The 16,628-nt window shown below is 72.5% G+C and carries 14 protein-coding genes and 1 pseudogene; 4 read left to right on the plus strand and 11 right to left on the minus strand.

The window, feature by feature from the left end:
- The first annotated feature begins 529 nt into the window (after nucleotides 1-529).
- A complete protein-coding gene (trpS, locus tag ACFZDI_RS20630; protein WP_391252303.1) occupies nucleotides 530-1,564 on the plus strand; it encodes a tryptophan--tRNA ligase in 1,035 nt (344 codons plus the stop codon).
- A 45-nt stretch (nucleotides 1,565-1,609) separates the two neighbouring features.
- On the opposite strand, the gene proC is transcribed toward trpS, so the two are convergent.
- The 6 genes and pseudogenes from proC to ACFZDI_RS20660 all read right to left on the minus strand — a co-directional run bounded on the left by proC (nucleotide 1,610) and on the right by ACFZDI_RS20660 (nucleotide 5,458).
- A complete protein-coding gene (gene proC, locus ACFZDI_RS20635; protein ID WP_234850017.1) occupies nucleotides 1,610-2,422 on the minus strand; it encodes a pyrroline-5-carboxylate reductase in 813 nt (270 codons plus the stop codon).
- A gap of 104 nt (nucleotides 2,423-2,526) precedes the next feature.
- Nucleotides 2,527-3,306: an ABC transporter permease gene (locus ACFZDI_RS20640; protein ID WP_234850018.1), complete on the minus strand. Its 780-nt coding sequence runs from the start codon at nucleotides 3,304-3,306 to the stop codon at nucleotides 2,527-2,529.
- Nucleotides 3,303-4,106, minus strand: a complete 804-nt coding sequence (locus ACFZDI_RS20645; protein ID WP_234850031.1) for an ABC transporter ATP-binding protein — start codon at nucleotides 4,104-4,106, stop codon at nucleotides 3,303-3,305. The genes ACFZDI_RS20640 and ACFZDI_RS20645 overlap by 4 nt, the downstream gene beginning before the upstream one ends.
- A 294-nt stretch (nucleotides 4,107-4,400) precedes the next feature.
- A pseudogene (locus tag ACFZDI_RS20650) lies at nucleotides 4,401-4,562 on the minus strand (hypothetical protein); the annotation flags it as partial.
- A 23-nt stretch (nucleotides 4,563-4,585) separates the two neighbouring features.
- Complete coding sequence (locus tag ACFZDI_RS20655) at nucleotides 4,586-5,101, minus strand: EamA/RhaT family transporter (protein ID WP_391252306.1); 516 nt, start codon at nucleotides 5,099-5,101, stop codon at nucleotides 4,586-4,588.
- 42 nt (nucleotides 5,102-5,143) lie between these two features.
- On the minus strand, nucleotides 5,144-5,458 hold the full coding sequence (locus tag ACFZDI_RS20660) for an SH3 domain-containing protein (RefSeq protein WP_234850020.1): 315 nt from the start codon (nucleotides 5,456-5,458) through the stop codon (nucleotides 5,144-5,146).
- Nucleotides 5,459-5,639: 181 nt separating this feature from the next.
- Between ACFZDI_RS20660 and ACFZDI_RS20665 the strand changes: the two genes are divergently transcribed.
- On the plus strand, nucleotides 5,640-7,802 hold the full coding sequence (locus ACFZDI_RS20665; protein WP_391252308.1) for a PQQ-binding-like beta-propeller repeat protein: 2,163 nt from the start codon (nucleotides 5,640-5,642) through the stop codon (nucleotides 7,800-7,802).
- A 62-nt stretch (nucleotides 7,803-7,864) separates the two neighbouring features.
- Here ACFZDI_RS20665 and ilvD read toward each other — a convergent pair whose 3' ends face one another.
- The 4 genes from ilvD to ACFZDI_RS20685 form a co-directional block, all read right to left on the minus strand.
- Entirely contained in the window at nucleotides 7,865-9,718 is a 1,854-nt protein-coding gene (gene ilvD, locus ACFZDI_RS20670) for a dihydroxy-acid dehydratase (protein WP_234850022.1), read from the minus strand.
- A 194-nt stretch (nucleotides 9,719-9,912) separates the two neighbouring features.
- Nucleotides 9,913-10,545 (minus strand): TetR/AcrR family transcriptional regulator, encoded by a 633-nt coding sequence (locus tag ACFZDI_RS20675; RefSeq protein ID WP_234850023.1) that lies wholly within the window; start codon nucleotides 10,543-10,545, stop codon nucleotides 9,913-9,915.
- On the minus strand, nucleotides 10,542-11,366 hold the full coding sequence (locus ACFZDI_RS20680; protein WP_234850024.1) for a sugar phosphate isomerase/epimerase: 825 nt from the start codon (nucleotides 11,364-11,366) through the stop codon (nucleotides 10,542-10,544). The genes ACFZDI_RS20675 and ACFZDI_RS20680 overlap by 4 nt, the downstream gene beginning before the upstream one ends.
- Nucleotides 11,367-11,461: 95 nt before the next feature.
- Complete coding sequence (locus tag ACFZDI_RS20685) at nucleotides 11,462-12,394, minus strand: Ppx/GppA phosphatase family protein (protein WP_234850025.1); 933 nt, start codon at nucleotides 12,392-12,394, stop codon at nucleotides 11,462-11,464.
- Nucleotides 12,395-12,477: 83 nt separating this feature from the next.
- Here ACFZDI_RS20685 and ACFZDI_RS20690 point away from each other — a divergent pair, with 83 nt between their 5' ends.
- Entirely contained in the window at nucleotides 12,478-13,287 is an 810-nt protein-coding gene (locus tag ACFZDI_RS20690; protein ID WP_234850026.1) for a hypothetical protein, read from the plus strand.
- 8 nt (nucleotides 13,288-13,295) lie between these two features.
- On the opposite strand, the gene ACFZDI_RS20695 is transcribed toward ACFZDI_RS20690, so the two are convergent.
- Nucleotides 13,296-15,020 carry a hypothetical protein gene (locus tag ACFZDI_RS20695; RefSeq protein ID WP_391252311.1) on the minus strand — a complete coding sequence of 575 codons (1,725 nt, stop codon included), beginning with the start codon at nucleotides 15,018-15,020 and terminating at the stop codon, nucleotides 13,296-13,298.
- Nucleotides 15,021-15,218: 198 nt separating this feature from the next.
- On the opposite strand from ACFZDI_RS20695, the gene radA reads away from it, so the two are divergent.
- Complete coding sequence (gene radA / locus ACFZDI_RS20700) at nucleotides 15,219-16,628, plus strand: DNA repair protein RadA (RefSeq protein ID WP_234850027.1); 1,410 nt, start codon at nucleotides 15,219-15,221, stop codon at nucleotides 16,626-16,628.

Raw genomic sequence — 16,628 nt, forward strand, 5'->3', positions numbered from 1 at the left:
TTTCCCTTTCCGGCGGTTCCGACTCTATCAGATCCTTTCGGGCCTGATCCCCGGTCAGCGGGGTTTGTCTTTGCGGCTGTTGGGCCGTTCCGACGAGTGAGACTTTAGCGGATTCCCCGGCTCCCGAGCGAATCGGGGGCCGCGTCCTTTCGAACGTGGATTCCTCATTCCGTAAATACACATGCCAATGAAGCGACGGCAGACGTACTGCGCATCGATGAATGGTGGGTACTTGCGGAGTGGCTGCCCGGGGACCGACCGGAGTCGGCGCTCACGTCGGGCAACTCGGAGAACACTACGGACGGGGGTAGGGCGTGTCAACCCGGGGGCGGACGGCAGTCCCGGGGCGTAGCCTGGGCCGCATGACGACGCATACGTGCACCCAGCTGTGGTGGGCCGCCTGACGGCGGCCGTCCTCACGTATGCACACGACGGCCGCCGCTTCGGCGGCCGTTTTCGTTTCTCCCTCCCGGATCCACGGAGGGGCGGCCGCCCGGGGCGGCGGTCCCGGCCAGGAGGTGGAGGAGAGATGACGCGGGTCTTCAGCGGGGTCAAGCCGACGGGGCATCTGACGCTGGGGAACTACTTGGGAGCCATGCGGCGGTGGGCTGCCGTGGACCAGCACGAGGCCGAGGCCTTGTTCTGTGTCGTCGATCTGCACGCGCTGACCGTCGACCACGATCCCGCGCGGGTACGCAGGCTGAGCCGGCAGTCGGCGACGCTGCTGCTGGCGGCCGGGCTGGATCCGGGGTTGTGCACGGTGTTCGTGCAGAGCCACGTGGACGAGCACGCCCGGCTGTCGTACGTGCTGGAGTGCGTAGCCACCGACGGTGAGATGCGGCGGATGATCCAGTACAAGGAGAAGGCCGCGCGGGAGCAGCGGCGGGGCGGGAGTGTGCGGCTGTCGCTGCTGACGTATCCCGTGCTGATGGCGGCGGACATCCTGGCGTACGGGGCCGACGCGGTGCCGGTCGGGGACGATCAGCGGCAGCATGTGGAGCTGGCGCGTGATCTGGCCGTGCGGTTCAACCAGCGGTACGGGCACACGTTCGTGGTGCCGCGGGCCACGCGTCCGGGGGTGGCGGCGCGGGTGATGAATCTGCAGGACCCGGCGTCGAAGATGGGCAAGAGCGACGACGTCGGGCCGGGGATCGTCTATCTGCTGGACGAGCCGGACGTGGTGCGGAAGAAGGTCATGCGGGCGGTGACCGACAGCGGGCGGGAGGTCGTCTACGACCGGGATGACCGGCCGGGACTCGCCAATCTGCTGGAGATCCTTGCGGCCTGCACCGGTCAGGGTCCCGAGGAGCTGGCCGGGTCGTACACGTCGTACGGGGATCTGAAGAAGGACACCGCCGAGGCCGTGGTCGAGGTGCTCCGGCCCCTTCAGGAGCGGCACAAGGAGTTGTGCGCGGATCCCGCGTATGTGGAGGGGGTGCTGCGGGACGGGGCCGAGCGGGCCCGGGGGATGGCCCGGCCGACGGTGGATGCGGCGTACCGGGCGATCGGGTTGCTGCCCGCCGTGGAGGAGGTGGCCGTGGCGGGTTCCGTGCTGCGTGGGTGAGGGGTGCGGGCGGCCGGGGGGGGGGGGGGGTCCGCCCCCGGGTGCTCAGCTGTTGTTGCCGGAGGCCAGGGCGCGGCTGCGGTCGCGGGCGGCTTCGAGGGCGGCGATGAGGGCGGCCCGTACGCCGTGGTTCTCCAGTTCGCGGATGGCGTTGATCGTCGTGCCGGCGGGGGAGGTGACGTTCTCGCGGAGCTTGACGGGGTGTTCGCCGCTGTCGCGGAGCATCGTCGCGGCGCCGATGGCGGACTGGACGATGAGGTCGTGGGCCTTGTCGCGGGGCAGTCCGAGGAGGATGCCGGCGTCGGTCATGGCTTCGACCAGGTAGAAGAAGTACGCCGGGCCCGAGCCGGAGAGGGCGGTGCAGGCGTCCTGCTGGGACTCGGGGACGCGGAGCGTCTTGCCGACGGCGCCGAAGATCTCCTCGGTGTGGGCGAGGTGGTCGGCGGTGGCGTGGGTGCCGGCGGAGATGACGGACATGGCCTCGTCGACGAGCGCGGGGGTGTTCGTCATGACGCGGACGACCGGGGTGCCGGGGGCCAGGCGCTCTTCGAAGTAGGCCGTGGGGATGCCGGCGGCGCCGCTGATGACCAGGCGGTCGGCGGGGACCTGCGGGGCGAGCTCGTCGAGGAGGGTGCCCATGTCCTGCGGCTTGACCGTGAGGATCAGGGTGTCGGCGGTCTTGGCGGCCTCGGGGTTGGTGACCGGGGTGACGCCGTAGCGGGTGCGGAGTTCCTCGGCTCGTTCCTGGCGGCGGGCGGTGACCAGGAGGTCGGACGGGGTCCAGCCGGCGCGGATCATTCCGCTGAGCAGGGCTTCGCCGATCTTGCCGGTGCCGAGGACTGCGACTTTCTGGGTCATGGCGCGGGGTGCCTCCGAAGGGTGCGTCGTCCGGGGTCCATCCTCGCACCGGAGGGTGGGGGGCGGCTGGGGTGTCCGCTGGGCGGGATGTCGCGCCGGGCCGGCTACGCCGTACGGCGCCTGAGGGTCGCGGCACCCAGGATGAGGACCAGGAGGGCGCAGCCCGCGACGATCAGGACGTCCCGGACGAAGGTGGCGGTCATGTCGGTGTGGCGCAGCACCTCGTTCATGCCGTCGACGGCATAGGACATGGGCAGGACGTCGGAGATGGCTTCGAGGACCGGGTGCATGGTGTCGCGCGGGGTGAACAGGCCACAGAGCAGGAGCTGGGGGAAGATCACCGCCGGCATGAACTGGACCGCCTGGAATTCCGAGGCCGCGAAGGCCGAGACGAAGAGGCCGAGGGCCGTGCCGAGGAGGGCGTCGAGGAGGGCCACCAGGAGGAGGAGCCAGGGGCTGCCGGTGACGTCGAGGCCGAGGAACCAGACGGCGAGGCCCGTCGCCAGGGCGGACTGGATGATCGCGAGGGTGCCGAAGGCGAGGGCGTAGCCGGCGATGAGGTCGCCCTTGCCGAGGGGCATGGCGAGGAGGCGTTCGAGGGTGCCGGAGGTGCGTTCGCGCAGGGTGGCGATGGAGGTCACCAGGAACATCGTGATGAGCGGGAAGATGCCGAGGAGGGACGCGCCGATGCTGTCGAAGGTGCGGGGGCTGGCGTCGAAGACGTAGCGCAGCAGGAGCAGCATCAGGCAGGGGATGAGGACCAGCAGCGCGATGGTGCGGGGGTCGTGGGTGAGCTGGCGGATGACCCGGGCGGCGGTTGCGGTGGTGCGGGAGGCGTTCAGGGCCCTGGGTGGGGTGGCCGGCCGGGGCGTGGTGGTGGTCATCGGGTCGTCTCCTTCGTGCGGGCTGCTGTCCTGGCCTGGTCCACCAGGTGGAGGAAGGCCTCCTCGACCGTGTCGGCGCCGGTGCGGGCGCGCAGGGCGTCGGGGGTGTCTTCGGCGAGGAGTCGTCCGTCGCGCATGAGGAGGAGGCGGTGGCAGCGTTCGGCCTCGTCCATGACGTGGGAGGAGACGATGAGGGTGGCGCCGCGGCCGGTCGCGATGTTCTCGAAGAGGTTCCACAGGTCGCGGCGCAGGACCGGGTCGAGGCCGACGGTCGGTTCGTCGAGGACCAGCAGGTCGGGGGCGCCGAGAAGGGCCACGGCCAGGGAGACGCGGTTGCGCTGGCCGCCGGAGAGGTCGCCGGCGAGGGAGTCGGCGTGGGTGGTGAGGTCGACGTCGGCGATGGCGCGGGTGACGTCTTCGGCGCGGTGGCCGGCGGCTGCCCGGCCGGGGTTCAGGATCGCGGCGAAGTACTCGAGGTTCTGGCGGACGGTCAGGTCGTCGTAGACGGAGGGGGCTTGGGTGACGTAGCCGATGCGGGTGCGCAGGGCGGGGTGTCCGGCGGGCCGGCCGAGGACGTCGAGGGTGCCGGTGACCTTGGCCTGGGTGCCGACGAGGGCGCGCATGAGGGTCGACTTGCCGCAGCCGGAGGGGCCGAGGAGGCCGGTGATCCTGCCGCGGGGGATGGTGAAGCCGAGGTCCCGCAGGACGGTGCGGGGGCCGCGGACGACGGTGAGGTTCTCGGCGTGGACGGCCGGGGTGTCGGGACCCGGGCCTGGTGAGCCCGGAGCATTATTCATCATGCGATGAATAATGCTCCGGGTGGTCGGGTGCGTCAAGCGGCTGGGTGGGGTTGCCCGGCGTCGGGTGCGTCGAACGGCTGGGCGGACCGTTCGACGGGTGAAGTCGCCGAGGCCGGCGGGGCCGGCGTCGACGTTGCGCTTCTCGGTGGCGACGTCGATGCCGAAGTGGCGCTGGGTGCGGGCGGCGGCGTCGGTGATCCAGGGGACGTCGAGTGCGTCGGTGTTCCACCGGAGGTCGAGGGCTCCGCCGGGACGCAGGACACGCAGGGCTTCCGGGACGGCGCGGGCCCGGTCGGTCCGGTGCCGGGCCTGGTTGTAGGTGACGAGGTCGGCGGAGGCGTCGGTGAGGGGGAGGTCGTCTCCGTGCCGCGGGCGATCGGGACGGCGGGGAGAGGACCTGACCGGCCGCCCTCTCGCCGGTGCCCGCTTCGCGGACATCGGCGCCGGTACCGGCATCGCCCGGCGGCGCACGCCGGAAGCTACGCGCGGCGGCGGTTCTTCGGGTTGCCCGAGCGGCGGGTGGTGCGCTTCTCGTACTGCTTGCGGGCCTCTTCGTACTCCTCGCGGTGCAGCTTCTCCCCGGGGGCCTCGGTGAGGGAGCGGAGGAAGTAGGCGAGGAGGGAGCCGACGAAGCCGACGGTCAGGAGGCCCCGCAGGGACGCCTGGCGCTCGGGGTCGTGGCGGCTGGCGAAGCCGTCCCAGGTGTGGCGGAAGGCCATCGCGCTGCAGATCGCGAACATCGCGACCATGAGGACCGTGACGAAGCCGCCGATCGCGGCGATCTGGAGGCCCTGGTAGGCGAGGCGGAGGACGAGGCAGGAGGCGGCGGCGGTGGCCAGGGAGCCGGCGGCAACGGCGATACGACGGGGCGTGTATCCGCGGTCGTGGTACAGCCAGGTCGTGCCGAAGAAGCGCAGGGGCTCGGGGCGGGGGCCAGGAGTCGTCCCGGCCGTGGAGCCCGCGGCGGCGGCAGGGATGCTGTCTTCTGCACTCACGGGTCGATTATGACCCTTGCCGGGCCGCGGGCTCGGGGCGGGCTAGGCGCAGCGCGGGCGGACGTAGCCGTCGCTGTTGGTCTGCACGTAGGCGTCCGCGACGTACTCGCCGTCGTCGATGTTGTCCCAGATGTTCGAGGTGCCGTACGGGCCCGCCACCGTGGTGCCGGGCCGCTGGCAGAAGATGGTGACCCGCGCTCCCTCGGGCAGGACGCGGACGATGCCGTAGCCGGTGCCGGGGCCGCTGCGGACGTTCAGGCGGACGCCAGGGGCGACGGCGTACGAGCGCAGGGCCGACGCCGCCATGGTGACGGTCTCGCCCTCGCCCGCGAGTTCTTCGACGTGGTCGACAGACATGTGTTTCTCCCCCGTTGAACCCCATGACTGTCATGGGGTGCCGTTGATTCCCCCGAGTCACACGATGAAACACGTGTGCGCAACTCGTGCGTGGAGGCTAGCAAGCCGCCTCTGTCTCGTACGAGTCTTCGACTAGGCTCCGTGCGTCGCGCGCGCGGACGAACAGCACGGGGGTGGTTCCATGGCGCCGCAGCGGAATGCCGGAGCGGGCGCGGAAGCGGAGCTTCCCGAACACGCCGGTCACTACCGTCTGGAGTCCCGTCTGGGGTCGGGCGGGATGGGTGTCGTGCATCTGGCCCGGAGCACCTCGGGGATGAAGCTCGCGGTGAAGGTCGTGCACGCCCAGTTCGCCAAGGACCCTGACTTCAGGGGGCGTTTCCGGCAGGAGGTGGCGGCGGCGCGCAGGGTGAGCGGCGCCTTCACCGCACCCGTCGTCGACGCCGACCCGGACAGTGAACGGCCCTGGATGGCCACGCTGTTCATCCCGGGTCCGACCCTGTCCGATCACGTCAAGCGGAACGGCCCCATGGAGGCGGCCCAGCTACGGCGCCTGATGGCGGGGTTGGCGGAGGCGCTGCGTGACATCCATCGCGCCGGGGTCGTCCACCGGGATCTGAAGCCGAGCAACGTCCTGCTCGCCGACGACGGACCGAAGGTCATCGACTTCGGCATCTCGCGGCCGGTGGACAGCGAACTGCGCACCGAGACCGGGAGGTTGATCGGCACACCGCCCTTCATGGCGCCCGAGCAGTTCCGGCGCCCGCGCGAGGTGGGTCCGGCCGCCGACGTCTTCGCGCTCGGGTCGGTGATGGTGCACGCGGCCACGGGGCAGGGGCCGTTCGACTCCGACAGCCCGTACATCGTCGCCTACCAGGTGGTGCACGACGAGCCCGACCTGACCGGTGTGCCGGACGAGGTGGCGCCTCTGGTGTGGCGGTGTCTCGCGAAGGAGCCGGAGGAGCGGCCGACCCCCGACGAGCTGATGCGGGAACTGCGGTCGGTGGCCGCCTCGTACGACACGCAGACGTTCATACCGGCCCAGCGGACCTGGGACACCGAAGGTTCGGGACCACCCGCCGGGAGACCCGCCCGTGCGGCGGAAGCGGATCCCGCGGTGGAAGCCGGTGCCGCGGTGGAAGCCGGCCCCACGACGCATGCCGGTCGTGGCAGGAAGCTGCGGCTCGGCAGGCGGGCGGCCCTGGGAGCCGGGGCGTTCGGCCTGGCCGTCGTCGGTGCCCTGGCCTCGTTCCCGTTGCTCGACGGTGACGGCGGCTCACCCCGGCCCGCCTCACCGCGGACCACCTCGGCCGCGTTCAGCGGGTGGCGGACGACACCGGCGGCCGGGGACAGCGCCCCCCTGTGCTCCCACGGGGCGGGACGCCTGCTCTGTGCCACGTCCGGACTGGTCTTCGCCCTGGATCCGTCCGACGGGCACGTGCTGTGGCGGCACCCCGTCGGCAAGGGGCCCCGGAAGGAGCCGCCGGTGCTGGCGGGTGGCCTCGTGCAGCCCGCGATGGACCCGGGGCGTCGCCTGAAGGCGTTCGATCCGGCCTCGGGCGAGGTGCGCTGGCAGCGGGACGCCCCGGGAACCGGCAGCGCGGTGTACGCCGGCGGCATGCTGCTGTTCACGGGCACCGACGGGAAGGTCGCCGGTGTGGACGGCGCCTCCGGTGACCCGCGCTGGAGCCACCGGATCCCCGGCCATGAGATGCCGTACGTCGCCACCTTCACCGGTGACCCGTCGGCGTACCTCGCCAGCGCGTCGCAGGACGGGAGCGGCACCCGGGTCACCGCCGTCGATCCGGAGACGGGCGACGTGCGGTCGGACGCCCGGCTCGACGGGACGCTCAAGCCCATCGGCGCCACGGACGGATCGGTGTTCCTGCTGTCCCTCGACACGGTGCACGGCGATGCGCGAGCCGTGGTCCGCTACACCCCGAAGACGGGTGAGACCCGACGGGTGCCCCTCACCACCCCCCTCCAGCAGCCCCATGGCGCCGTGCGCGGGAACACGGCCTACCTCCTGGGGACCGGGGGATCGCTGGTGGCCGTCGACCTCGTGGCGCGTGAGCAGCTGTGGAGCCTGGAGACGGGCATGATGCGGGGGTCCACGCCGGTCGCCGGTGACCGGTACGTGTACGTGACGGCGTCGGACGGGCGGCTGCTCGCCGTCGACGCGCGGCGCGGGAACCTGGCCGGGCAGACCCCCGCCCGGCTGGGCGACCGGCCGGACCGGGTCGCGGCCGGGCTGCCCGAGCCCGTGGTCGTGGGCGACCGGGTCTACGGCAGCGCGCCGGACGGGACCGTCTTCGGCGTGAACGGGCGCGATCCGGCGGCCTGGTAGCCGGCGGGCATGCGCGAGGGCCGCCCCCGCAAGCGGGAGGCGGCCCTCGGCGTGAGCGGGGGTCAGCCCAGCTTCGACACGTCTCGGACCGCGCCCTTGTCGGCGCTCGTGGCCATCGCCGCGTAGGCGCGCAGGGCCGCGGAGACCTTGCGGTCGCGGTTCTTCGGGGCGTAGACGCCGTTGAGGGCCTGCTCGCGGCGGGTCAGTTCGGCGTCGTCCACCAGGAGCTCGATGGTGCGGCCCGGGATGTCGATGCGGATGCGGTCGCCGTCCTCGACCAGGGCGATGGTGCCGCCCGCGGCCGCCTCGGGCGAGGCGTGGCCGATGGAGAGGCCGGAGGTGCCGCCGGAGAAGCGGCCGTCCGTGACCAGCGCGCAGGTCTTCCCGAGGCCGCGGCCCTTCAGGTACGAGGTCGGGTAGAGCATCTCCTGCATGCCGGGGCCGCCCTTGGGGCCCTCGTAGCGGATGACGACGACGTCGCCGTCCTTGACCTGCTGGGTGAGGATCTTCTGGACGGCCTCCTCCTGCGACTCGCAGACGACCGCCGGGCCCTCGAAGGTCCAGATGGATTCGTCGACGCCGGCCGTCTTCACGACGCAGCCGTCCACGGCCAGGTTGCCCTTGAGGACCGCCAGGCCGCCGTCCTTGGAGTAGGCGTGCTCGGCGGAGCGGATGCAGCCGCCCTCGGCGTCCTCGTCCAGGGCCTCCCAGCGCTCGGACTGGGAGAAGGCCTCGGCGGAGCGGACGCAGCCGGGGGCCGCGTGCCACAGCTCGACCGCCTCGGCGGAGGGGGAGCCGCCGCGCACGTCCCAGGTCTTCAGCCAGTCGGCGAGGGAGGGGCTGTGGACGGAGTGCACGTCCTCGTTGAGCAGCCCGGCGCGGTGCAGCTCGCCGAGCAGGGCGGGGATGCCGCCGGCGCGGTGCACGTCCTCCATGTAGTACGTGCGGTCCTTGGCCACGTTGGGGGCGACCTTGGCCAGGCACGGCACGCGGCGGGAGACCTCGTTGATCTCGTCCAGGCCGAAGGGGACACCGGCCTCCTGGGCGGCGGCCAGCAGGTGCAGGATCGTGTTGGTGGAGCCGCCCATGGCGATGTCGAGGGCCATGGCGTTCTCGAAGGCCGCGAAGGACGCCACGCTGCGCGGCAGGACCGTCTCGTCGTCCTGCTCGTAGTAGCGGCGGGTGATGTCCATGACCGTGTTGGCCGCGTTGACGTACAGCTGCTTGCGGGCCGTGTGTGTGGCGAGGACCGATCCGTTGCCCGGCAGGGACAGGCCGATGGCCTCGGTCAGGCAGTTCATCGAGTTGGCGGTGAACATGCCGGAACAGGAGCCGCAGGTCGGGCAGGCGTTCTCCTCGATGCGGAGGATGTCCTCGTCCGAGATCTTGTCGTTCACGGCGTCGGAGATCGCGTCGACCAGGTCGAGCGTGCGGACGGTGCCGTCGACGAGCGTGGCACGGCCGGACTCCATCGGGCCGCCGGAGACGAAGACCGTGGGGATGTTCAGCCGCAGGGCGGCGTTGAGCATGCCCGGGGTGATCTTGTCGCAGTTGGAGATGCAGATCAGGGCGTCCGCGCAGTGCGCCTCGACCATGTACTCCACGCTGTCCGCGATCAGGTCGCGCGAGGGCAGGGAGTAGAGCATGCCGCCGTGGCCCATGGCGATGCCGTCGTCCACGGCGATGGTGTTGAACTCGCGCGGGATGCCGCCGGCGGCGACGACCGCCTCGCTGACGATCCGGCCGACAGGCGCCAGGTGCGTGTGCCCGGGGACGAACTCGGTGAAGCTGTTGGCGACCGCGATGATCGGCTTGCGGCCGATGTCCCCGCCCGGTACACCGGAGGCGCGCATAAGGGCGCGGGCGCCCGCCATGTTGCGGCCGTGGGTGACTGTGCGGGACCTCAGCTCGGGCATCGTCGCTCGCTCCTTCAGAGACGTCGTCAGAGAGTTCGGAGATTTCTGACTGCTGTCGAGCGTACGCCGGTCATCCAGAGGGCGGGACAAAGTGTCCGGAATGCGGGACGACCGTCTCGGACGACGGCACCCGTGACGGCCTCTGCGGGCCTCACGGATCGGTCAGGTGCCCCCAGATCACCGGGCCGGACGCCTCACGGTTCGGTCAGGTGACCCTGCACGACCGGGGCCAGTCGCGCGACGATCTGTTCCGGGTCCGCCGAGGCCAGCGGCTCGATCCGCAGGACGTACCGCAGGATCGCGGTGCCCACGAGCTGCGCGGCGGCGAGCTCGGCCCGCAGCTCGGCGTCCGGCAGCTCCAGCTGCACGGCGATGCGGCGCAGCACCTGCGTGGCGATGATCCGCCGGAAGACGGCGGCCGCTGTCTCGTTGGTGAGGGCGGAGCGGACGATGGCGAGCAGCGGCGCGCGCGTCGCCGGGTTCTCCCAGATGCCGAAGAAGAAGCGGACCAGACGCTCCCCCACCCCGTCGAGCGGGCCCTCCTCGATGGCCCGGGGCGCTTGCAGGGCCGGGCCGAAGGACTGGGTGATCGCCGCCTCGAAGACCTGCTCCTTCGTCCCGAAGTAGTGGTGCACGAGCGCCGAGTCGACCCCGGCGGACTTGGCGATGCCGCGCACGGACGTCTTCTCGTAGCCGCGCTCGGAGAACTCGTCGCGGGCGGCGGTCAGGATGCGGTCGCGGGTGTCGGCCGACTCCGTGCGCGGGGGGCGGCCGCGGCGGCGGGCGGTGGTGCCGGACGCGCTGCCTGCCGGGGCCCGGCCGGTCATCGCCGGGGCACCTTCACGGCCGAGGCGAGGTGCAGGCGCGTGAAGGCCAGGGCCTCCGCCAGGTCGGCCTCGCGCTCCGCGCTCGACATCGCCCGGCGGGTGTTGACCTCGATGACGACGTGCCCGTCGAAGCCGGTCAGGGCGAGCCGCTCCAGCACCTCGGCGCAGGGCTGGGTGCCGCGGCCCGGCACCAGGTGCTCGTCCTTGGCGGAACCCCGCCCGTCGGCGAGGTGGACGTGTCCGAGCCGGTCCCCCATGCGGTCGACCATGTCGAGGGCGTCGGAGCGCGCCGTCGCCGTGTGGCTGAGATCGATCGTGAAGTGCCGGTAGTCGTCCTTGGTGACGTCCCAGTCGGGGGCGTACGCGAGCATCTCGCGGTCGCGGTAGCGCCAGGGGTACATGTTCTCGACGGCGAACCGCACGTCCGTCTCGTTCGCCATGCGCCAGATGCCGGAGACGAAGTCGCGGGCGTACTGGCGCTGCCAGCGGAACGGCGGGTGGACGACGACCGTGCTCGCGTCGAGCTTCTCGGCCGCCGCGCGGGCCCGCTGGAGCTTGGTCCACGGGTCGGTGGACCAGACGCGCTGCGTGATGAGCAGGCAGGGGGCGTGCACGGCCAGGACCGGGATCTGGTGGTAGTCGCTGAGCCGGCGCAGGGCCTCGATGTCCTGGCTGACCGGGTCCGTCCAGACCATGACCTCGACCCCGTCGTAGCCGAGGCGCGCGGCGATCTCGAAGGCCGTGGCCGTCGACTCCGGGTAGACCGAGGCCGTCGACAGGGCGACCTTCGCGTCCGGGATCTTCACGGCTGGCTCTGCCATGCAGGACAGATTACGGGGTGGGGTCGGGGTGGGGTGGGGGGCCTCTTGGCCGTTGTGGTGTTTGCCATAGCGGCGGGCCCCCTACGCGGACTTCCTCACGCGGACTCCATGTGATCCAGGCGGCGCAGGATCACGCCCTCCCGCAGTGCCCAGGGGCATATCTCCACGCGCTCGACGCCGAAGAGGTCCAGCGCGGCCTCGGCCACCAGGGCGCCCGCCAGGAGCTGCCCGGCGCGGCCCTCCGAGACGCCCGGCAGCTCCGAGCGCTCCCGTTCCGTCATGGCGGCCAGCCGCGGGACCCAGCCCTCCAGGGACTCCCGCTTGAGCTCGCGCTGGACGTAGGGGCCCTCTGCGGAGCGGGCGGCGCCGGCGATGCGGGCCAGCTGCTTGAACGTCTTCGACGTGGCGACGACGTGGTCGGGGGTGCCCAGGCGGCTGAACTCGCCGACGGTGCGGGCGATCTCGGTCCGCACGTGGCGGCGCAGGGTGCGCACGTCCTCCGGGTCGGGCGGGTCACCGGGCAGCCAGCCGGCGGTCAGACGCCCGGCGCCCAGCGGCAGCGAGGCGGCCGCGTCGGGCTCCTCGTCGATGCCGTAGGCGACCTCCAGGGAGCCGCCGCCGATGTCCAGGACCAGCAGCTTCCCGGACGACCAGCCGAACCAGCGGCGGGCGGCGAGGAAGGTCAGGCGGGCCTCCTCCGCGCCGGTGAGGACCTGGAGCTCGACGCCGGTCTCGGCGCGCACGCGGGCGAGCACGTCATCGGCGTTACGGGCCTCCCGCACGGCGGAGGTGGCGAACGGCAGGACCTCTTCGACGCCCTTGTCCTCGGCGGCCTGGAGCGCTTCCTTGATCACCGAGATCAGCCGGTCGACGCCGTGGGGGCCGATCGCGCCGTCGTCGTCGAGGAGCTGGGCGAGGCGCAGTTCCGCCTTGTGCGAGTGCGCGGGCAACGGGCACGCGCCGGGGTGCGCGTCCACCACGAGCAGATGCACCGTGTTCGATCCCACGTCGAGGACACCGAGTCTCATGTACGGAACGCTACTGCCCACGGGGCCGTGTGCCGTCCTCGGTGGGGGTACAAGCGCCGTATCCGGGCCCGTACCCTGGACTCGTGCCAAAGACGAAAAAGGCGAAGCGCGACAAATCACCGGCTGTCGTGGACTCCGACGAGAAGGGCCTCGACTTCGCTCGCGCGTGGGTGGAGTTTCCTGATCCGGCGGACGACGAGCAGGTCTTCCGCTGCGATCTGACATGGCTGACCTCTCGCTGGAACTGCATCTTCGGCAGCGGCTGCCAGGGCATCCAGGCCGGCCGCGCGGACGACGGGTGCTGCACGTTGGGTGCCCACTTCTCGGACGAGGACGACGAGAAACGCGTCGCCGAGCACGTGGCCAGGCTCACGCCGGACATCTGGCAGCACCACGCCGAGGGCACGCGGGGCGGCTGGGTCTCCGAGGACGAGGACGGCGAGCGGCAGACGCGGCCTTTCCAGGGCTCGTGCATCTTCCAGAACCGGCCGGGCTTCGAGGGGGGCATGGGCTGCTCCCTGCACATCCTCGCCCTGAAGGAGGGCCGCGAGCCGCTGGAGACCAAGCCGGACGTGTGCTGGCAGCTGCCGGTGCGGCGGACCTACGAGTGGATCGACCGGCCCGACGACACGCGCGTGCTGCAGGTGTCGATCGGCGAGTACGACCGCCGGGGCTGGGGCCCGGGCGGCCACGACCTGCACTGGTGGTGCACGTCGGCGACCTCGGCGCACGGCGCCGGTGATCCCGTGTACGTCTCCTACCGGCCGGAGCTGATCGAACTGATGGGCAAGGCCGGCTACGACCGGCTGGTGGAGCTGTGCGAGGAGCGGCTGGCCTCGCAGCTGCCGCTGGTGGCGCCGCACCCCGCGGATCCGGCCGGTCCGGTGGCCTGAGGGCCCGGCTACGAGGTGACCGGGCTCGGGTCGCCGCTGTCCGAGGACGGCGGCGTCGAGCCCGTCGGCTCCGTCGGGCCGGGATCCGTGGGCGTGGGGTCCGGGTCGGCCGACGGGGGCGGGATGGTCGGCGTCGGATCGGGGTCCGGGGCAGAGGTCGTGGGTGTCGGGTCGGGATGGGCCGGGTCCGGGTCGCTCGGGCCACCGGGGTGCGGGCGTGGGTCCGGATCCGCGGGGGCGGGCGCGGTGCCGTAGCCCTCGATGTGGACGGCGGCGCCCACCGGTGCGACCGCCACCTGCGCCTGCCAGGGGCCGGCGGGCTCCCGCAGGTGATCGACGTAGACCTTGACCGTCACCGACTCGCCGGGGCGGAGCGTTCCCGAGGAGCGGCTGAGGTAGAGCCAGTGGGCCCCGGTGGACGCGGACCAGCGGACCGGGGCCGGGCCGGTGGCGGTCAGGGTGACCAGGGTGGTGTCGCCGCTGTGGTCGGCCGTGACCTCCAGGGCGCTCGCGCGGCCCGCCCCGGCGACGCCGATGACCTCCACGGAGACGTCGGCCTTGCCGTCCTTGCCGAAGCGCGGGCCCGGGCGGGTGCTCGCGTTGCCCGTGTTCTCGTAGCCGCCGCCCGCCATCTCGCCGTCCAGGGCGAACGGGTCGTCCGCCTCGCGCGCGGAGGCCGAGCGGCCGTCCTGGCCCTCGCCTACCGGGGTACCCCGGTAGGACGCCCACAGGGCCAGGACGGGAGCGGCCACGACGGTGGCGACGACGGTCGTGGTGATGGCACGCGCGCGCAGGCGGTCCCGGCGGGCGGCGTGGTCCTTGGGGTCCATCGGGAAGCCGCGCCGGTCGAAGCGGGGTGCGGCGCTCCGCGCGCGCGGCTGATGGGCCATGGCGATGTGCACGGCCGCGCGGGGCGCCGGCAGGACGGGCAGCTCGGCGGGCGTCACGCTGGTGCCGGGCCAGCGGCCGGGGATGGCGCGCTCGGCGGTGCGGCGGCAGCGCGGGCAGTCGTCGACGTGCCGGACGAGCTCGCGGCGCAGGGCCGTGCCGAGCACGAGCCGGTCGTCGCCGACGAGGTGCGCGACGCTCGGACACGCCCCCGTCTCGACCACGGCGAGAGCCGCACGGGTGCGTTCCACCTCGCACGCGGCGGAGGCGAGCAGATCCCGGGCGGCGGCCGGGGCCATGCCGAGGACGGCGGCGACCTCGTGTGCGGCGAGGTGGTGGCGCACGGCCAGTTCGAGCGCCTCGCGCTGCTCCGGGGTGGTGCCGGCGGCCTCCGGCCAGGCCAGCAGGGCCAGTTCGCGACGGCGTCGCTCCTGCACCTCCTCGGAGACGGCCGGGGCGGCGGGACGGTCGGCGTGCTGCCGGTCGGCACGGCCCGCCGCGTGGCTGCTCTGACGTTTCTGCTTGATCTCGGCCAGCTTGCGCAGGCACGCCCAGCGGGCCAGCGCGTAGAGCCAGGCCCTGCGGTCCGCGGGTGCCTCGGGGGCCTGCCGGCCGCGGCGTTCGGCGAGTGCGAGGACGTCGCCCAGGGCAGCGGTCGCGGCCTCGTGGTCGCACAGCACCGACAGGCAGTAGGTGAACAGGCCGTCCAGGTAGGGCTCGTAGTGCGCGGGCGGCTGCTGCTCCAGCGTGCGCGCAGCCCCGCGGTCACGCGCTTCCCGGTGCGACCGGTGTGCGCCGGCCGGGCGGGTCGAGCGGGTCGAGATCTCCGGAGTACTGCTCGTCATTCGGCGACCGTAGGGGGCCGGGAGTGGCGCCTTCAGGTGGCTTGAGCACATTTAATCCCTACGGGTGAAACGATCCCTCAATCGGGGACATGAACCGGTCGTTCCACGGCCGGCGAGGGGTGGGCGGACCCCAGGCGCGCGGGTGGGCGCCGTCGGCCGGTCGCCGCGATGTCAGTGCCTGCGGTTACGGTTCCGTCCATGGCTGCCCGTACGAAGACCACCAAGGACCGCCCGTCCTACCGCTGCACGGAGTGCGGCTGGCAGACGGCGAAGTGGCTCGGCCGCTGCCCCGAGTGCCAGGCCTGGGGGACGGTCGAGGAGTACGGCGCGCCCGCGGTGCGCACCACGACACCGGGCCGGGTCACCACCTCCGCCCTGCCCATCGGCCAGGTGGACGGACGGCAGGCCACCGCCCGCCCCACCGGCGTGCCCGAGCTGGACCGCGTGCTCGGCGGCGGGCTGGTGCCCGGCGCGGTGGTGCTGGTCGCGGGCGAGCCGGGCGTCGGCAAGTCCACACTGCTGCTCGACGTGGCGGCCAAGTCCGCGAGCGACGAGCACCGCACGCTCTACGTCACGGGCGAGGAGTCGGCGAGCCAGGTCCGGCTGCGGGCCGACCGCATCGGCGCCATCGACGATCACCTCTACCTGGCGGCCGAGACGGACCTGGCCGCGGTGCTGGGCCACTTGGACGCGGTGAAGCCGTCGCTGCTGATCATGGACTCGGTGCAGACGGTGGCCTCGCCCGAGATCGACGGCGCACCCGGGGGCATGGCCCAGGTGCGGGAGGTCGCGGGCGCCCTCATCCGGGCCTCCAAGGAACGCGGCATGTCCACGCTCCTGGTGGGCCACGTCACCAAGGACGGCGCGATCGCCGGCCCGCGCCTGCTGGAGCACCTGGTGGACGTCGTCCTGCACTTCGAGGGCGACCGGCACGCCCGCCTGCGTCTGGTGCGCGGCGTCAAGAACCGCTACGGCACCACCGACGAGGTCGGCTGCTTCGAGCTGCACGACGAGGGCATCACGGGTCTCGCCGACCCGAGCGGACTCTTCCTGACCCGCCGGGCCGAACCGGTCCCGGGCACCTGCCTGACCGTCACCCTGGAGGGCCGCCGCCCGCTGGTCGCCGAGGTCCAGGCGCTCACCGTCGACTCGCAGATCCCCTCCCCGCGCCGCACCACCTCGGGCCTGGAGACCTCCCGCGTCTCGATGATGCTGGCCGTGCTGGAACAGCGGGGTCGGATCAGCGCCTTGGGCAAAAGGGACATCTACTCCGCGACGGTCGGCGGGGTGAAGCTGTCGGAGCCGGCCGCCGACCTGGCCGTCGCCCTCGCCCTGGCGAGCGCCGCGAGTGACACACCTCTCCCCAAGAACCTCGTCGCGATCGGCGAAGTGGGCCTCGCGGGCGAGGTGAGACGAGTCACGGGCGTGCAGCGCAGACTGGCGGAGGCCCACCGTCTGGGCTTCACACATGCCCTGGTGCCGGCCGATCCGGGCAAGGTCCCGCCGGGCATGAAGGTGCTGGAAGTCGCGGACATAGGGGACGCCCTGCGGGTCCTTCCCCGCTCCCGTCGCCGAGAGGCCCCACAGGACGAGGAGGGTCGCCGGTAG

This window comes from Streptomyces sp. NPDC007907 (assembly GCF_042959365.1).
Lineage (GTDB): Bacteria > Actinomycetota > Actinomycetes > Streptomycetales > Streptomycetaceae > Streptomyces > Streptomyces indiaensis.